This window comes from Noviherbaspirillum sp. UKPF54 (assembly GCF_007874125.1).
Classification (GTDB): Bacteria; Pseudomonadota; Gammaproteobacteria; order Burkholderiales; family Burkholderiaceae_D; genus Noviherbaspirillum.
Window position 1 is genome coordinate 4,215,209 of sequence record NZ_CP040128.1, and the last position, 14,748, is coordinate 4,229,956.

The following is a 14,748-nucleotide window of genomic DNA, read 5'->3' on the forward strand; positions in this document are numbered from 1 at the left end:
GACGTGTCGCGCCGGCTGGCGCAGCCACAAACAAGGAGAACAAGAGATGGACAAGCCACGGGTGGACATGGGGGCGGCGCTGCCGGCCAAGGCGGCGCTGGTGCCTGGCGCGGCGCCGGATATCGAACCGCCGGAAACGATCGACCGCGTGTTGCATGCCGCGTACGGGCGTGCCACCCTCGGCATTTCGCCTGCCAGCCTGGCACTGGCTTACACCGATTGGGCGCTGCACCTGGCGCAGTCGCCGGGGAAATGGCAAAAGCTGGTGGAGAAGGCCTGGCGCAAGTCGCTGCGCCTGAGCCGCTATGTCCAGCGCAGGATGAGCGGTGAGCAGTGCGAATCGTGCATCGAGCCGCTGTTCCAGGATCGCCGCTTCCGCGATCAGAAATGGCAGCAATGGCCGTTCGACCTGATCCACCAGGGTTTTCTGCTGAACCAGCAGTGGTGGCACAACGTTACCACCGGCATCGGAGGCGTGTCGCGGCACCACGAGCAGGTGGTGTCGTTCGTGGCGCGCCAGCTGCTCGACATGGCATCGCCCGTCAATTTCATCGCCACCAATCCGGAAGCGCTGGACGTGACAATGCGCGAAGGCGGGCAAAACCTGGTGCGCGGCGCGATGAATTTTCTGGAGGATATGGAGCGCGGCGTCGGCGGCAAGCCGCCGGTTGGTACGGAAAACTTCCAGGTCGGGCGTGATGTGGCCGTCACACCCGGCACGGTGGTATTGCGCAATCGCCTGATCGAGCTGATCCAGTACGCGCCGAAAACGAAGAACGTCCATGCCGAGCCGATCCTGATCGTGCCGGCCTGGATCATGAAGTACTACATCCTCGATCTGTCGCCGCACAACTCGCTGGTGAATTTCCTGGTGAACCAGGGACACACGGTATTCATGATCTCCTGGCACAACCCCGGCGCGGACGACAGCGGCCTCGGCCTGGAGGATTACCTGCGGCTGGGCGTGCTCGATGCGCTCGACGCGGTGAGCGCCATCGCGCCGGGTCGCAAGGTGAACGCGGCCGGCTACTGCCTGGGCGGCACGCTGCTGGCGATCGCCGCGGCCTACCTGGCGCAGCGCGGGGACGAGCGCCTGAACTCCATGTCGCTGCTGGCCGCGCAGACCGATTTCACCGAAGCCGGCGAGCTGACGCTGTTTATCGACGACAGCCAGTTGAACTACCTGGAAGACATCATGTGGAACCAGGGTTGTCTCGACACCCGGCAGATGGCCGGCGCTTTCCAGCTGCTGCGCTCGAACGACCTGATCTGGTCGCGCATGGTGCAGCAATACCTGCTCGGGAAGCGCGAGCCGATGACCGACATGATGGCCTGGAACGCGGACGCCACCCGCATGCCCTACCGCATGCACAGCGAATACCTGCGCAAGCTGTTTCTGAACAATGACCTGTTCGAGGGACGATTCCGGGTCAACGGCAAGCCTCTCGCGCTGGCCGACATCCGCGTGCCGCTGTTTGCGGTCGGCACCGAGTCCGACCACGTCGCGCCGTGGCGTTCGGTCTACAAGATCAACCTGGCGGCCGACACCGACATCACGTTTGCCCTCACCAGCGCCGGGCACAACGCCGGCATTGTCAGCGAACCGGGCAAGCTCGGGCGGCGCTATCGCGTGTCGCACCGTCGGCGCGGCGAGAATTACGTCGATCCGGACACCTGGTATCTCGCCACGCCGAGCATCGACGGTTCCTGGTGGCTGGCGTGGGCCGAGTGGCTGGCGCAGCGCTCCGCCGGCAAGTCCGCCCCGCCGCCAGTCGGTGCGAAGGCCTATCCGGCGTCGGGTGCGGCGCCGGGGACCTACGTATTCGAACGCTGATGCGCCGGGAAAAACAGCTAGCCTACAGCCACGCCGCCCGATAGTCGCGCGCGTACTGCGCAAAGCCGATCGGCGCGCGGCCGGTGATCCTTTCCACCGCGTCGGTGCGGCGCTCGGCCGCGCCTTGCTTCAGGAAGCCAAGAATCATGACCAGGAATTCCGCGTAATCGGCGGGCACGCCGGCCTGGAGCAAGCCGTCGAGCATGGCTTGCGGCGTGATGTCCTGGAATCGGATCTGCTTGCCCGTGGCCTGGCTGATCAGCTCGGCGGCCTCGGCATGGGTGAGCGACTCGCCGCCGGTGAGGTCGAAATCCTGGTTGTCGAACCGGCCGGAGTCCAGCAGCTCCGCTGCGACTGCCGCGATATCGCGCGCATCGATGAAGCTCGCCTTGGCGTCGCCCACCGGCAGGAATACCGTACCGGCTTGCAGGATGCCATGCAGCCAGAAGGTGTTGAAATTCTGCATGAACCAGTTGGGGCGGATGATGTTATAGCGCAGCCCCGAGCGTTCCAGCCTGATTTCCGCCTGGCGCAACGGCGCGGCCTCGACCGCGTTGGCGCCCATCGCTGTCATCAGCACGACTTTCTGCAACTGCTTTTCCCTGGCCTTGTCGATCAGCGGGCCGAGCAGTTCATGCTGATTGGTGTAGCCCGGCGGGCACAGGAAAAAAGCCTTGTCGATTCCCTGGAACGCCTGTTCGAGCCCCGCGCCGGTCGCCAGGTTCACATGCACCTGATCCGGCTGCAGCTGCGTCTTGCTGGTGGCGCGCACTACCTCATGTCCCTTGGCGCGCAGCTTGTTGACCAGCTCCGAACCGACCATGCCGCTGGCGCCGACCACTAAAACCTTGCTCATGATTTACCTCCGTAAAAATTTCAGGCGTCCAGATTAACTGTGAATTTAAATGGTTTTAATGGTTAAAAGTCGATTTTTAATGTCTGAAAATCCAAATTGGAAAAGATAATGCCGGCATTCGCCTATAATGCGGCCATGGATCTTCTCGCCGATGTCTTGCGTCAGGCCGGGCTGCAAACCCGGATTCTCCAGCAGCGCGTTTTTGCGGCGCCCGCGGCGCTGGCCTTCCCATGCGAAAAAAGCTTCGGCTTTCATGTCGTCACCCAGGGGCAGGCGTTCATTCACACGCCCGAGCACGAGGCGCCGCTGGCGCTGGGCAGCGGCGACGTGGCATTGATGGCGCGCGGCTGCAACCACGTCGTCTCCACGCAGGAAAAGCTGCCGCCCACGGTTTTGCGCATGGCGGACGCGGCGCTGCCCGCTTTGCCTGAGGGCGGCAAGCCGCTGCTGACCATCGTCAGCGGCGCCTACCAGGTCTGGAATACCCCGGTCCATCCCTTTTTCGATGAAATGCCGCGCTGGTATGTGCTGCGCGCGCACGACATCGAACGCTTCGACCAGGTGGAGTTGGCCATCAGCATGCTGGCCGCAGAAACGGCCAGGCATGAAGTCGGTTCGGAGACGGTGACGCAGGCGCTGCTCGACATTCTCTTCACGCAGATCATCCGCAAGATCATCGCCCAGCGCCATGCGACGCCGCGCAGCTGGAGTCATGCGCTGCAGAATGCGCCGATCAGGTCGGCGCTCGAACTGATGCACGGCGATTGCGGCCGCGACTGGACCCTCGACGAACTGGCGCGGCGCGTGGGCCTGTCGCGCGCCGGCTTCGCGCAGAAATTCAAGCATGCGCTGGGCACGCCGCCGCTGCAGTACCTGACCACCGTGCGGGTGCAGAAAGCGATGGATCTGCTGTCGAACACGTCCGACAAGATGGAGACCGTGTCGCAGGCGGTCGGCTACAAGGATGCGTTCAGCTTTTCAAAGGCATTCAAGAAAGTCGCCGGCATCCCGCCCAAGGAATTCCGCGCGCGCGACCGCCAGGACAAGGCGCTGGACTGGCGTTTTTCGTAGCCCCTAGCGCATCTGGAACAGCTCCTGATGAAAGTCGGCCTGCCGCAGGCCGCTGCCGACGAAATCCTTGCGCAGTGCGCTGCCGAACCCCGCCGGGCCGCAGAACCAGATGCTGGCCTGACGCCAGTCGGGCACGGCGGCGCGGATGGTGGCCGCGTCCAGCACGCCGTCGCGCGGGCTGCGCAGCAGGTGCAGGCGTACCCCGGCCGCGCGTGCGTCGGCGGTGAGTTTGTCGATCGCGGACTGGTCGAAGTCCGAGGTTGGATGGAACAGGTCGATAGCATGATGCGCGCGCCGCTGCGCCAGTTGCTTCATGCGCGCGACAAACGGCGTGATCCCGATGCCGGCGCCGATCCAGATCTGGCGCGCATGGCGGTCGTGGAAATCGAAGCGGCCGTAGGGCCCTTCCACGCTCACCGCGTCGCCCTCCTTCAGCTGTTCGCGCAGCGTGCTGGTATGGTCGCCGAGCGCCTTGATGATGAAGACGATGCGGCGCGCGGTGGCATCCCAGGCCGAGGCGATCGTGTAGGGATGCGCGCCTTCCTTCGCGTCGAAGGTGACGAAGGCAAACTGCCCGGCGGCGTGGCCCGGCCAGCCCTCCTGCAGGCGCACGGCGGCTTCGATGGCGCGCAGATCCGGATAGGCGGTGACTGCCTCGACCGTGCCCAGCGTCTTGCGATGCGCGCCCACGCGCCCCGACAGCACGAGCGCGGCGGAGACCGTGCCGGCCAGCAGCAGCGTCGCCATGACCCATCCCAGCGGCTGCGGCCAGTCGCTGAACTTGAGGAGCACGGCGGCGTGATACGCCAGTACCAGATAGACGGCCGCGATCCAGCGATGGGTCTTGGCGAAGAGACGGTACGGGAAGCGCTTGATCAGTGCCAGCGCGATCAGGATGACGGTTGCATAAAACGCCCACTCGCCGACGCTCTCGGCCAGGCCGCGCTGGCTGCGCAGCCAGCCCTCGACCAGCCCCAGCTCGACGTCGGTGATGCGCTTGCGCTGCGGCCGCGCCAGCCAGCCCCAGCGCACCATCCACTTGGTTCCCTGCGCCCACCACCAGTGGACGATGGCAAGCGCCAGCCCCGCAATGCCGAGCCACTTGTGCAAGCGGTACATCTTGTCCAGCCCGCCCCAGCGCCGCTCCAGCCATGCCGGGCGGGTGGCGATGAGCATCGCTACGCTCATGACGCCGATGCCCAGCACGCCGCTGTATTGCATGAACACGTTGCGGAACGAAAAATAGGTGAAGGGAGAGGGAAGGAACGAGTCGGCCAGCAGCCATAAAATGCTGAGGGCTAGCAGCAATCCCCAAAAAGGGCGCTTGATGTGATGCATGTCAGAGGTCGAGGCAGAGAAAAAGGGGGGGGCGGGCAGCGCGATCCGGGTCGATCGCTGTTTGCCGCTATTAAAGCCTGCGACTGTGTCCGGTATATTTCGTCAACTCGCCGAAATGTAGGAAATTGTATCGACACCGTCATTGAGACTGCTGCGCGCGATTGCTTCGAAGGCGCATCCATTGACATAATGGATGCTCAGCTTGGATAGTCATTTCACCGCGCGGGCGGACAGTTCATTGCGCCGATGATTCGGCATGATTGGAAAACAAGACATGAATACCTCGATCACCTGTTTGCTGCTGGCGGCATCGTTGTGCGCCGGAACTACTTATGCGGCCGAGCCAGACGCGGCCGCGCGCGAATCCGAAGTGCAAAAGGAAGTGCAAAAGGATATCGACGCGATCGTGGCGAATTGCGAAAAAAAGAAGCTGCCTACCGAGCAAGAAATCGAGTGCATCGAGCAAGGCTATCTGCAATTCATGGGAGAAACACCCGAATCCGGTTCGTGACGGGCAGGTGAAGCCGCCGGCGTTCGCAAACCCGCGCTTAACAAAACAGCAGGGCGATCATGGCCGCATCGTCGGCCAGCAGCAGCGCGCCATGGACAAGCGCCATCAGGGCGAATGCTTGAATCGTGGAGCAGGCTTGGCGGAACATGCGCATGAAGGAAAATGGCGGACCTCGCATGTTACCGCGCGCGGCGCCGTAGCGGAAATACAAAAAAGCCCGCTAGCCTTGCGGTAGCGGGCGAAGTCTTCTTTGGCATCAGCAGGGAGATGGCTGATGCAGCTACCTTACCTGACCGTCCCGCCGTGGCGCAGTCTTATTACATTCGATTACCCGGAATACAGTCGGATACAAGTTATTGGTGCCGTGCAGGCGTTCTGATGGATTGTTGCACGGCGCATCACCGCAGTTCCTTGCCTAAGGTGTCGCCCTTGTGCGGGCAGCCAAGTCCGGCAATCATAAAAATGTGCGAAGAACGCAGCTTTTAGCTGGTAATTGCCGATTAATTGCATTGTGGAAAGCAATCTGTTGATGTTGCTCAATAGATTTCTGTGACGCAACACATTTTCACCATTTGTCTATATGCCGTTTGGATTCCGTTGATTTTGCTCAATTTCCTTTAATGCGAAGTCAACATCCATCGTGTACTCTGAACAAAGAGTTGGTTATCAGCGGAAGCCGATGGAGACGCAAAAGTACCGGCCGGGACAAGGCCGGTTTGCGTGCACCGCGAATGCGGCTGCAGCGTGCGGAACATGCGTCCCGCACGCCGTTTCTGACGAAACGGAGGACGGCATATGCAGACGAACGGCTATTCCATCGTGGCGTTGTCCAGCGAACAGCAGAATGCGCGCAGCATTCTCGGCAAGCTGGTGCAATGCCTGCATAACAGCGCGTGGACTTCGGACGAGGGCATCGATCTGGATTGGCTTGAAGCGGCATTTCACAAGCTCGTGATGATCGACCGCTATTGCCACGCGCGCAAAATCGAACGCTACGTGATTCCCGCCATCCGCAACGCCTCCACCGATACCGACGCCTTGCTCGAGAAGCTCGATGCATTGAACGTGGAGGCATTGCGCATCCTGCGCTTTGCATATGAACGGATGCAATGCGCGATGGAGGGCGGCGACGTCGATCTGGAGATGCTGATCGCGACCATGGAAGTATATTGCCTGCGGATGCTGGAACGCCTCGCCCTCGAAGAGGAGGAACTGTTTCCGGTCGCCAGCCGCATGCTGTCGAACGAGGAATGGTTCCGGCTGGCGGCGCGCTGCCTGTCGGATGCGGGCGCGCGACACGACGCATGCCGGCAATCCTGTTCAGCGGGCGGGCGCGCGCATGGACGTCGCCGGTATTACTACGTGCATTGATGCGCTCGGCGCATCGTGTTTCAACCCGGCCGATCCCGCCGGACGGGCTGAGCAGAAAAATATGTTTGGACCCATGAAGAAAATTGAAGAACAGGGAATGTTGACCAAGACTTATACAACGGTGGCGCTATCGCATGAACAGAAAAACGCACGCCAGGTTTTATCGAAGTTGACGGCCACGCTGCAAGAAGCAAAACGCGCTTCGGCCGATGCACGCAGCGCGGCGTCGGCATTGCGCCAATTTGCCGACGCCAACCGTTTCTATCAGGGGCGTGCGCTGGAACAGCATGTCATTCCCGCCATCCGCGCCAGCATCGCGGAAGCGAATACGCTGCTGGCCGAACTGGAAGTGCTGGCCGCCGGTTCGGAGCGGATCCTGCAGCGCGCGAACGAGCAGCTGCAGGGCGGCAGGCCGCCGGCAGAGCAATCGGTATTCTCCGCAATGGAACAGTATTGCAGTCATCTCACTGAACGCCTCGGTAAGGAAGAAAGCGAACTGATCCCGCTGGCGTTCCGCTCGCTGACGCCGGAAGAGTGGTTTGCGATCGCCGTCAAATGCCTTCCGGAGGAAGACCGGTACGGCAAGAAGGCTGCCTAGCCGTTCCGGACGGCGCCACGGGCGGTATAAATTACCGCCCGCGCCACCTCTGTTCTGCGTAATAGTGCGCGTCGCATGCCCATACATCCTGCCTGCCCGTAGCGTCGTCCTCGGGCATAGCTTTCGCTTCCCTTGTCCTCCTGTCCGTTTGCTGCCACAAGCCTTAATCTGTAGAAAGGACGGATTTCCTTGCTTGTGCGCGGCTGATGCAATGCGCGGCGCGCATGCATTTCGATCAAGACGAGGAGAGCAAGCATGGCAACCATTCAGCAATCGATCGATATCCGTGTCCCGATCCACGCGGTCTACAACCGGCTCGCCCGGTTCGAGGACTATCCGCAGTTTATGGATGAAGTCAAAGGCATCCGGCGGCTCGACGACACCCACCTGCACTGGACCACCATCATGGCGAACCGCCCGGTGGAGTGGGATGCCGAAATCACGGAGCAGGAAACCGACCGCTGCATCGCCTGGCACAACACCAGCGGCCCGACCGGCGACGGCAGGGTAGAGCTGCAGGCTGTCGGACAGGATGCCGCGCGCGTCACCTTTACGCTGCATAGCGAGCCGGAGCAAGTGCCCGGTTCGCTGGCCGGCAACAGCGAACAGGCGCTGGCGCTGCAGCTCAAGCTGGACATGGCGCGTCTGAAGGATTTCATCGAAGCGCAGGAATCGCCCGCCGTCATGCCTGCCATGCCGAGCCGCGCAAGCGGGCTCAGTGCGGGGCAGCGGGAAGGCGTGGCCGAATCGACGCCGGGCGAGCGCGGCAGGCCGCGCAACGCACCCGTGCCGACGTCGAGCTATGCGGCCGGCTCGGAAGGCTTCAGCGGCGAGGAAGAGCCCGGGCAGCCGGTGGCATCATCCGTGCGCGCGGCGGCCGGGCAGCGCAACGACCCGGCGTCCGCCGCGCAAACCATGCAGCAAAAGGAGATTGTCATGCAGAGAATTTCGGAAGTGATGACGCGCGACATCCGTTTCGTGTCGCCGCAGGAGAGCCTGCAACGCGCCGCGCAACTGATGGATGAATTGAACGTCGGGGCGCTGCCAGTATGCGACGGCGAGCGGCTGGTCGGCATGGTGACCGACCGCGACATCACCGTGCGGGCGACCGCTGCAGGCAGGGCGCCCGGCGACACCCATGTCGACGAAGTGATGAGCACCGATGTGCGTTGGTGCTTCGAGGATCAGCCGCTGGATGATGTGATGCGGCAAATGGCCGACACGCAGATCCGCCGCGTGCCGGTGGTATCGCACGACGATGAACACAAGCTGGTCGGCATCGTGTCGCTGGGCGACGTGGTGACCAAGGCTGGCGGGCGCGGGCAGAAGCAGGAGGCGCAGCAGACCATGGAAAAAATTTCCACACCTTCGGAGCCCGACCGCGCGCAGCGGCAACCGGCGAAAGCGGCAGCGAATGCAACGCCCGCAACATCTACCACATTGAAATCGCGCATCTCCAGTGCCACCGGCTCCGATACCGGGACTGCCACCGGGTTGGCCGGCTCCGACATGCTCGACACTGGCGGCAACGAGGCGAGTGCGGAAATCGGCAGCCCGATGGCGACTGACATGGCAACCGATACCGGAGCCACAGGCGCGACCGGCACCGCCGGAGGCAGGCAAGCTGCGCGGGAAGCCGGCGGTCCGCAGCCGGGAACGGCGGGGACCGGCAATAACGCGCTCGGTTCGGCCGGCAGGGCGGGAACCGTATCCAATGTCGCTGCGCCGACTGACAGCGCGGGACGCGCGAGCGGCAAGGGATCAAAGAGCCAGAAGTAACATGACAAGCGTTCCTGCCACGGGAGCGCCTCGTGCATGATCTGCGGCGCCTGGACGACGGGCGCCGTAGCCAATCCCACAATTGATGTCTTGGCAGGCCACGCAGCGGCTTCGCCTCAGGCACAGCATTTTTCTTGTAACACGTCCGCCGATATTTCCCTCCGATTTTCGCTTCCAGGAAACTTCCTGTAAGCAATCTTGTCTTTCCCACGGTTAATTTGTTCCGCAGTTTTGCAATTTGATACCGGCCTCCGGTGGCCATCATGCGCCATGGCGCAGAAGGGGATACCGGATCGGGCCAAGGCGTCAGGACTGCGGGTTTCTCCATCGTTTTTGAAATTTGACATGAAACTATCCACACTCCTCGCCGTCGTTCCGTTCCTGCTCGCCGCCTGCGGCGGCGGAGGCAGCAGCCCAGAGCAGGCCAGCGCGACGCAGCCGGCCGCCACGGCCATGTCTGCGGAGCCGAGCGCCCCGGCTCCTGCGCAAGCCGCTGCCACGTCTACGGACGCCAGTCAGAGCACAGCGACGCAAACCGCGTCCGCGCAGCCTGCGACGTCGAGCACGTCTACGCAAACCACCCCGACACCGGCGGCCACCGCCACTCCGTCCACGCCGACCACGACCAATCCAACGCCCGCATCGGGCGCGCCGGTGCTGGTCGAGTACTACGGCGATTCAATCATCTGGGGATGGCTGCCGAACAATGACTGGGTGCGCGTCGACCAGCCGGAACCGGCCGTGGTCGGTGCCGACACCGGCCTGAACGTGCAAAACATGGGCAGCCCGGGCCGCCTGGCCGAAAACGCGCTCGCCGGCGACAGCGTCTATCCGGCCTGGGACCAGCAGATGGCCAACTCCAAGGCGACCCATGTGGTGATCGAATATCACTCGCACGACACCGTGGCCGACACCACCGCACGCGTGCGCAAGCTGATCCAGATCGCCAAGGCCAGCGGCAAGAAAGTCATCGTCGAGACGATCGGGCCGGGCAACCACTCCGGCAACCTGAGCTGGGAACAGATTTCGCAGGCCCAGCGCGACGCGGCGACCGCCGAGAACGTGCCGGTGATCGACCAGTCGGCTTATTTGAAAGACTACCTGGCAAGCAGCGGCAAGACGGTGTGGGATATCTGCGCCGACGGCCTGCATCCCAATCCGGACATCTACGTGATGAAAGGGCATTACTCGGCCAAGCAGCTCACCCTGCTGAAGTAATCGCATGTGCCAATGCAAACGGCCCGCAGTGATGCGGGCCGTTTGTTTTTGCGCTAGCAGGACCAATGAAAAAAACCGGCTGGAGGGCAGTACGCCCGGCAGCCGGTTCTTCAGGAGGGGATTACCCGCTGATCAATGCGCCCCTTTGGCATGATCGATGGAAGAGTCGGGGAACTTGGCCAGTCGTTGCTGCAGGCCGGCCGCTACCCGGTCCAGCACGCGCAGCCGCGAATGCGCCGTATAGTCTTCCAGCAGCTTCGCCTGGGTTGCTTCCTTCAATACCGATATCTCGGCGCGTACTTTATTGAGTCGCCACTCGTAGTACCACTTCATCACAATCCTCACCTGTCCTCGTAACAAAAACCATACATAGCCTTACATTGGCTATAGACCAACAGGCGGGAAAATTTGTTCCGTGAGGAAAATAAATTTCGGTGACGACTAAGATGGGATTTGTAACGGTTGTTGCTTTCAACAGGTCGATGAGGTATCTGCCAATTCAGGCCGCTTCCCGGGGCGCGCCGTCCGGCGCGTCCGTTTCGGCGTCGGTGTGCGCCATGTGCAGGATCGCCTGCCGCACGTCGGCCGGCAGCACGAAGCGCGCTTCGCCCGATGCCTTCTGCAGCGCCTCGCCGAAATGCAGCCTGCCATCGCCGCGCAGCTCGGCGCGGCCGTTCCTGGTGAGCGTGTCGATGAAGATGCGGAAGATCGTTTTGTCGAAAAATTCGGGCGCGTTGAACTCGCGCAGCAGCGACAGGCGCTGCGCCTGCAGGTGGCACAGCGCTTCCAACTCGGTTGGCGTGATTACGCCCGAGCCCTTCCGGTGCAGGGTGGCGAGCGTGATGAAGTAGCGGATCAGGGTCGGGCGCAGCGCCTGGCCCAGGAGCGCCAGCTGCGCATATTCGTCGCTGCGGATGTCGGGTGCCGCGTACATGTCGTCGCGCTCGCTCCGGGCAAGCCATCCCATGCCGGACAGCGCGTGCAGGCAGCCTTCGAGCGCGGCGTCGAGCTCGTCGTCGTTCCAGCGCAGGCACAGCTCGGCGCGCAGGAACGGGTATACCGCGTGCGCCAGCCGCAGCAGGTGCCTGTGGTTCAGGCTGCGGTTTTGCGTCAGCAGGCAGGCGGCCAGCGCCGGCAGCGCATACAGGTGCAGGATGTTGTTGCGCATGTAGGTCGCCAGCACCGCATCGTCCTGCGTGAAGTACAGCACGTCGCCCAGCGCGTGCGGCTGGCGTTGCAGCAGCTTGAGCTTTTCGCAATAGGCGATGATGTCCGCGCCCGACAGCGCGGTGACCTGTACCCTTCCGGCGTAGGGCGCGTCGTGCGCCAGCCTGCGATAGGCGTCGAGCTGGCGCGCCAGCTGCTGCTCGTCGAGCGCGTGGCGCGGCGTGGCCAACAGCACCAGGCTGACCAGGTTGACCGGATCGGCCACCGCCGCGGTATTGATCCCGCTGGCGATGCGCGCCTTCAGTTGCTCGATGCCGGCGGCCAGCCAGGCCGGGCGCGCGTCTTCCGCCACTTCCTCGTTGCGCCATTCCGCATGCTCGGCCGTCAGCACGTCGGCCAGCCTGATCGGTTCGCCGAAATTCACATGCACCTTGCCGAAGTTCTTTTTCAGCTCGCGCAGCGAAGCCAGCAGGTCGAACAGCGATTCCTTCTTTTTCGGCCGTCCCAGCAGCTCGCCGACATAGGTGCGGCCCTCGAACAGCTTTTCATAGCCGACATACACCGGCAGGAACGCGATCGGACGGGCTGCGCCAGGTCGCGACGAGTCGCGCAGGAAGCTCTGCACCGTCATCGACAGCATGCCGCCCATTGGCGGCAAGAGTCGCCCGGTGCGGCTTCTGCCGCCCTCGACGAAATACTCGATCGGATAGCCCTTGGCGATCATCATGTGCAGGTATTCGTTCAGGACCGCCGCATACAGCCTGTTGCCCTTGAACGAACGGCGCAGGAAGAACGCGCCGCCGCGCCGCAAAAAGCCGCCCAACAGCGGCAGGTTCAGGTTCACGCCGGCGGCGATGTGCGGCACCATCAGGCCGTGGTTGAACACCACGTACGACAGCAGCAGGTAATCGATATGGCTGCGGTGGCAGGGCACGTAGATGATTTCATGGTCGAGCGCGATGTTGACGACGGTGTCGAAGTTGCAGACCTCGACTCCGTCGTAAAGCCGCGTCCACAGCCACGTCAGGAAGCGCCGGAAGATCAGGATCACCGGGTAGGAATAGTCGGACGCGATTTCCCACGCATAGCCGCGCGCCTCTTGCTGCGCGCGCCGCAGCGCGGTCGGGCCGCCGCCGTTGTCCTGCGCCAGCGCGTCGATGGCGGCGCGCACGCGCGGCGCTTCCAGCAAGCCGTCGAGCTGGGTGCGGCGGTGCGACAGGTCGGGGCCGATGGCGATTTCGCGCTGGTGGCGAAAATGCGCGCGCAGTACGCGCGCCAGCTTGCGCAGCGTGACTGCGCGGTCCCGGTCTTCATCGGCGATCGCGCGCAGCGATAGCGGCGCCGAAAAGCGCACGAGAGTGTTGCGCCCGTGCAGCAGCACCGTGAACAGCCGCCTGAACGCGCGCTGCCGGCCCCAGCTCTCGGCGAAGATCAGCTTCCAGATCGAGTGCTCCTTGTCCGGCGCGCGGCCCCACAGGATCGATACCGGCACGATCTGCACGTCGAACGCCGGATCGCTATGGGCGGCCGCCACCAGCCGGCGCATCAGGCTGGAATAGGCCGGCGTTCTCGCTGCAAACAGCCACGGACGCGGGCGCGACAGGAAGAAGAACGAGCGCGAATCGCGCACGCGGCCCGCCGCCAGCGGTTTCAATGCGGGCGGCAGGCCGGCGGCCTCGGTCTCGCGCGACAGCACCAGGAGGTTCGACAGGAAGCGGCGCTGCAGCACGTACACGACCGGCTTGGCGGGATCGAGTTCGAGCGCCGCCGGCTCTTGCGGCAGGACGTGCGTGCGGACCCAGAAATAGAGCAGCTTGCGCGCTGCGTGCAGGAGCGGGCGGTCGATGCCGAGGATGTTAAACATTCCGTTCGGGCAAGTTTTGGGCCTTCATTCTAGCTTGTTTGAATGCGCGCAACGGCGAAACGGGCCCGCCGGCAGTAGAGCAAAGCCTCTGGAAAATCGGTGCGGCAAGCCCGCGCCGGCCGCGCCGGACCGGCGATGGCGGCTATTGCGCCAAGTAGCCGCCATCGATCGGATAGTACGAACCGGTCACGAACGAGGCTTTGTCCGACGACAGCCACAGCGCCAGCTCCGCCACTTCGGCCGCGTCGCCGATGCGCCCCATCGGGTGCAGCGCGGCCAGTCCGTTGAGCATGTCGTCGGACAGGTTGTCCAGCAGCGGGGTGCGGATGAAGCCCGGTCCGATGGCATTGATGCGGATTTTCTGTTGCGCGTATTCGAGCGCGGCCGTGCGTGTCAGGCCGATCACGCCGTGCTTGGCCGCGACATAGGGCGCGTGTTCGCGAAAACCCACCTGCGCCAGGATCGACGCCATGTTCACGATCGCGCCGCCGCCCGACTTGAGCATGGCGGGAATCTGGTAGCGCATGCCGTAAAACACGCCGGACAGATTGATCGCGACGACCTTGTCCCAGTCCTCGGGGCGGGCCTCGCCCACCGGAGCGGCCGCGCCGCCCACGCCGGCATTGTTGCACGCCACATGCAGCGCCCCGAAGGCGCCCAGTGTGGCCTCGACCAGCGCGGCATTGTCGGCGGCGCGGGAAGCATCGGCTTTCTGGAAGATCGCCTCGCCGCCGGTGAGGACGATCTGTTCGACGGTTTGCCGGCCCGGCCCGTCATTGATGTCGCAGACCATCACCTTCGCGCCCGAGGCGGCGTACAGCAGCGCGATGGCGCGGCCGATGCCGGACCCGGCGCCAGTGACCAGCGCGACCTTGTGTTCAAGAAGCTTGCCCATGCTCGGACCCTTTCTCTGGTGGCCGGAATTCCTGTCCGGCCTGGTCAAAACGGATCGACGCCAGCCGCCATTCCCGGATGTCGTCATGCGGGCAGACGGCATTGGTGCCGGCATGGAAGAAGCACCAGTCTTTCCGGCTCCATCTCACCGCGCATTGCGTGCCATCCTTCAGGGTCGCGATGCACGGCTCGTCGTCGCGCAGGTGGGACAAGGCGCTATCGGCGCGCATCGCATGGCCTTCGGAAT

At 63.5% G+C, this 14,748-nt stretch carries 13 protein-coding genes; 7 read left to right on the forward strand and 6 right to left on the reverse strand.

What is annotated here, in order from left to right; genetic code table 11:
* Positions 1-46: 46 nt before the first annotated feature.
* Complete coding sequence (locus FAY22_RS19450; RefSeq protein WP_246860576.1) at positions 47-1,834, forward strand: alpha/beta hydrolase; 1,788 nt, start codon at positions 47-49, stop codon at positions 1,832-1,834.
* 22 nt (positions 1,835-1,856) lie between these two features.
* Here the strand turns inward: FAY22_RS19450 and FAY22_RS19455 are convergent, their stop codons facing one another.
* On the reverse strand, positions 1,857-2,690 hold the full coding sequence (locus FAY22_RS19455; protein ID WP_146332259.1) for an NAD(P)H-binding protein: 834 nt from the start codon (positions 2,688-2,690) through the stop codon (positions 1,857-1,859).
* Positions 2,691-2,798: 108 nt separating this feature from the next.
* On the opposite strand from FAY22_RS19455, the gene FAY22_RS19460 reads away from it, so the two are divergent.
* Positions 2,799-3,761 carry an AraC family transcriptional regulator gene (locus FAY22_RS19460; protein ID WP_146332261.1) on the forward strand — a complete coding sequence of 321 codons (963 nt, stop codon included), beginning with the start codon at positions 2,799-2,801 and terminating at the stop codon, positions 3,759-3,761.
* 3 nt (positions 3,762-3,764) lie between these two features.
* Here the strand turns inward: FAY22_RS19460 and FAY22_RS19465 are convergent, their stop codons facing one another.
* Positions 3,765-5,099 carry a ferric reductase-like transmembrane domain-containing protein gene (locus tag FAY22_RS19465; protein ID WP_146332263.1) on the reverse strand — a complete coding sequence of 445 codons (1,335 nt, stop codon included), beginning with the start codon at positions 5,097-5,099 and terminating at the stop codon, positions 3,765-3,767.
* Positions 5,100-5,373: 274 nt separating this feature from the next.
* Here FAY22_RS19465 and FAY22_RS19470 point away from each other — a divergent pair, with 274 nt between their 5' ends.
* The 5 genes from FAY22_RS19470 to FAY22_RS19490 all read left to right on the forward strand — a co-directional run bounded on the left by FAY22_RS19470 (position 5,374) and on the right by FAY22_RS19490 (position 10,576).
* Positions 5,374-5,610: a hypothetical protein gene (locus FAY22_RS19470; RefSeq protein ID WP_146332265.1), complete on the forward strand. Its 237-nt coding sequence runs from the start codon at positions 5,374-5,376 to the stop codon at positions 5,608-5,610.
* 795 nt (positions 5,611-6,405) lie between these two features.
* A complete protein-coding gene (locus tag FAY22_RS19475; RefSeq protein WP_146332267.1) occupies positions 6,406-6,981 on the forward strand; it encodes a hypothetical protein in 576 nt (191 codons plus the stop codon).
* Between the two features lie 73 nt (positions 6,982-7,054).
* A complete protein-coding gene (locus FAY22_RS19480) occupies positions 7,055-7,579 on the forward strand; it encodes a hypothetical protein (RefSeq protein ID WP_146332269.1) in 525 nt (174 codons plus the stop codon).
* A gap of 255 nt (positions 7,580-7,834) precedes the next feature.
* Positions 7,835-9,358 carry a CBS domain-containing protein gene (locus FAY22_RS19485; RefSeq protein ID WP_146332271.1) on the forward strand — a complete coding sequence of 508 codons (1,524 nt, stop codon included), beginning with the start codon at positions 7,835-7,837 and terminating at the stop codon, positions 9,356-9,358.
* Positions 9,359-9,703: 345 nt separating this feature from the next.
* On the forward strand, positions 9,704-10,576 hold the full coding sequence (locus FAY22_RS19490) for an SGNH/GDSL hydrolase family protein (RefSeq protein ID WP_146332273.1): 873 nt from the start codon (positions 9,704-9,706) through the stop codon (positions 10,574-10,576).
* 132 nt (positions 10,577-10,708) lie between these two features.
* Here FAY22_RS19490 and FAY22_RS19495 read toward each other — a convergent pair whose 3' ends face one another.
* The 4 genes from FAY22_RS19495 to FAY22_RS19510 all read right to left on the reverse strand — a co-directional run bounded on the left by FAY22_RS19495 (position 10,709) and on the right by FAY22_RS19510 (position 14,731).
* Positions 10,709-10,909, reverse strand: coding sequence for a hypothetical protein (locus tag FAY22_RS19495; protein ID WP_146332275.1), 201 nt, complete (start codon positions 10,907-10,909; stop codon positions 10,709-10,711).
* A gap of 166 nt (positions 10,910-11,075) precedes the next feature.
* On the reverse strand, positions 11,076-13,607 hold the full coding sequence (plsB, locus tag FAY22_RS19500; RefSeq protein ID WP_146332278.1) for a glycerol-3-phosphate 1-O-acyltransferase PlsB: 2,532 nt from the start codon (positions 13,605-13,607) through the stop codon (positions 11,076-11,078).
* A 142-nt stretch (positions 13,608-13,749) separates the two neighbouring features.
* Positions 13,750-14,502 carry an SDR family NAD(P)-dependent oxidoreductase gene (locus FAY22_RS19505; protein WP_146332280.1) on the reverse strand — a complete coding sequence of 251 codons (753 nt, stop codon included), beginning with the start codon at positions 14,500-14,502 and terminating at the stop codon, positions 13,750-13,752.
* Positions 14,486-14,731 carry a hypothetical protein gene (locus tag FAY22_RS19510; protein WP_146332282.1) on the reverse strand — a complete coding sequence of 82 codons (246 nt, stop codon included), beginning with the start codon at positions 14,729-14,731 and terminating at the stop codon, positions 14,486-14,488. The genes FAY22_RS19505 and FAY22_RS19510 overlap by 17 nt, the downstream gene beginning before the upstream one ends.
* Positions 14,732-14,748: the final 17 nt, after the last annotated feature.

What these genes read in the sequence shown, in the direction of transcription:
- FAY22_RS19450 (WP_246860576.1), top strand. Translation starts at nt 47, where the DNA reads ATGGACAAGCCACGGGTGGACATGGGGGCGGCGCTGCCGGCCAAGGCG.
- FAY22_RS19455 (WP_146332259.1), bottom strand. Translation starts at nt 2,690, where the DNA reads ATGAGCAAGGTTTTAGTGGTCGGCGCCAGCGGCATGGTCGGTTCGGAG.
- FAY22_RS19460 (WP_146332261.1), top strand. Translation starts at nt 2,799, where the DNA reads ATGCCGGCATTCGCCTATAATGCGGCCATGGATCTTCTCGCCGATGTC.
- FAY22_RS19465 (WP_146332263.1), bottom strand. Translation starts at nt 5,099, where the DNA reads ATGCATCACATCAAGCGCCCTTTTTGGGGATTGCTGCTAGCCCTCAGC.
- FAY22_RS19470 (WP_146332265.1), top strand. Translation starts at nt 5,374, where the DNA reads ATGAATACCTCGATCACCTGTTTGCTGCTGGCGGCATCGTTGTGCGCC.
- FAY22_RS19475 (WP_146332267.1), top strand. Translation starts at nt 6,406, where the DNA reads ATGCAGACGAACGGCTATTCCATCGTGGCGTTGTCCAGCGAACAGCAG.
- FAY22_RS19480 (WP_146332269.1), top strand. Translation starts at nt 7,055, where the DNA reads ATGAAGAAAATTGAAGAACAGGGAATGTTGACCAAGACTTATACAACG.
- FAY22_RS19485 (WP_146332271.1), top strand. Translation starts at nt 7,835, where the DNA reads ATGGCAACCATTCAGCAATCGATCGATATCCGTGTCCCGATCCACGCG.
- FAY22_RS19490 (WP_146332273.1), top strand. Translation starts at nt 9,704, where the DNA reads ATGAAACTATCCACACTCCTCGCCGTCGTTCCGTTCCTGCTCGCCGCC.
- FAY22_RS19495 (WP_146332275.1), bottom strand. Translation starts at nt 10,909, where the DNA reads ATGAAGTGGTACTACGAGTGGCGACTCAATAAAGTACGCGCCGAGATA.
- plsB (WP_146332278.1), bottom strand. Translation starts at nt 13,607, where the DNA reads ATGTTTAACATCCTCGGCATCGACCGCCCGCTCCTGCACGCAGCGCGC.
- FAY22_RS19505 (WP_146332280.1), bottom strand. Translation starts at nt 14,502, where the DNA reads ATGGGCAAGCTTCTTGAACACAAGGTCGCGCTGGTCACTGGCGCCGGG.
- FAY22_RS19510 (WP_146332282.1), bottom strand. Translation starts at nt 14,731, where the DNA reads ATGCGCGCCGATAGCGCCTTGTCCCACCTGCGCGACGACGAGCCGTGC.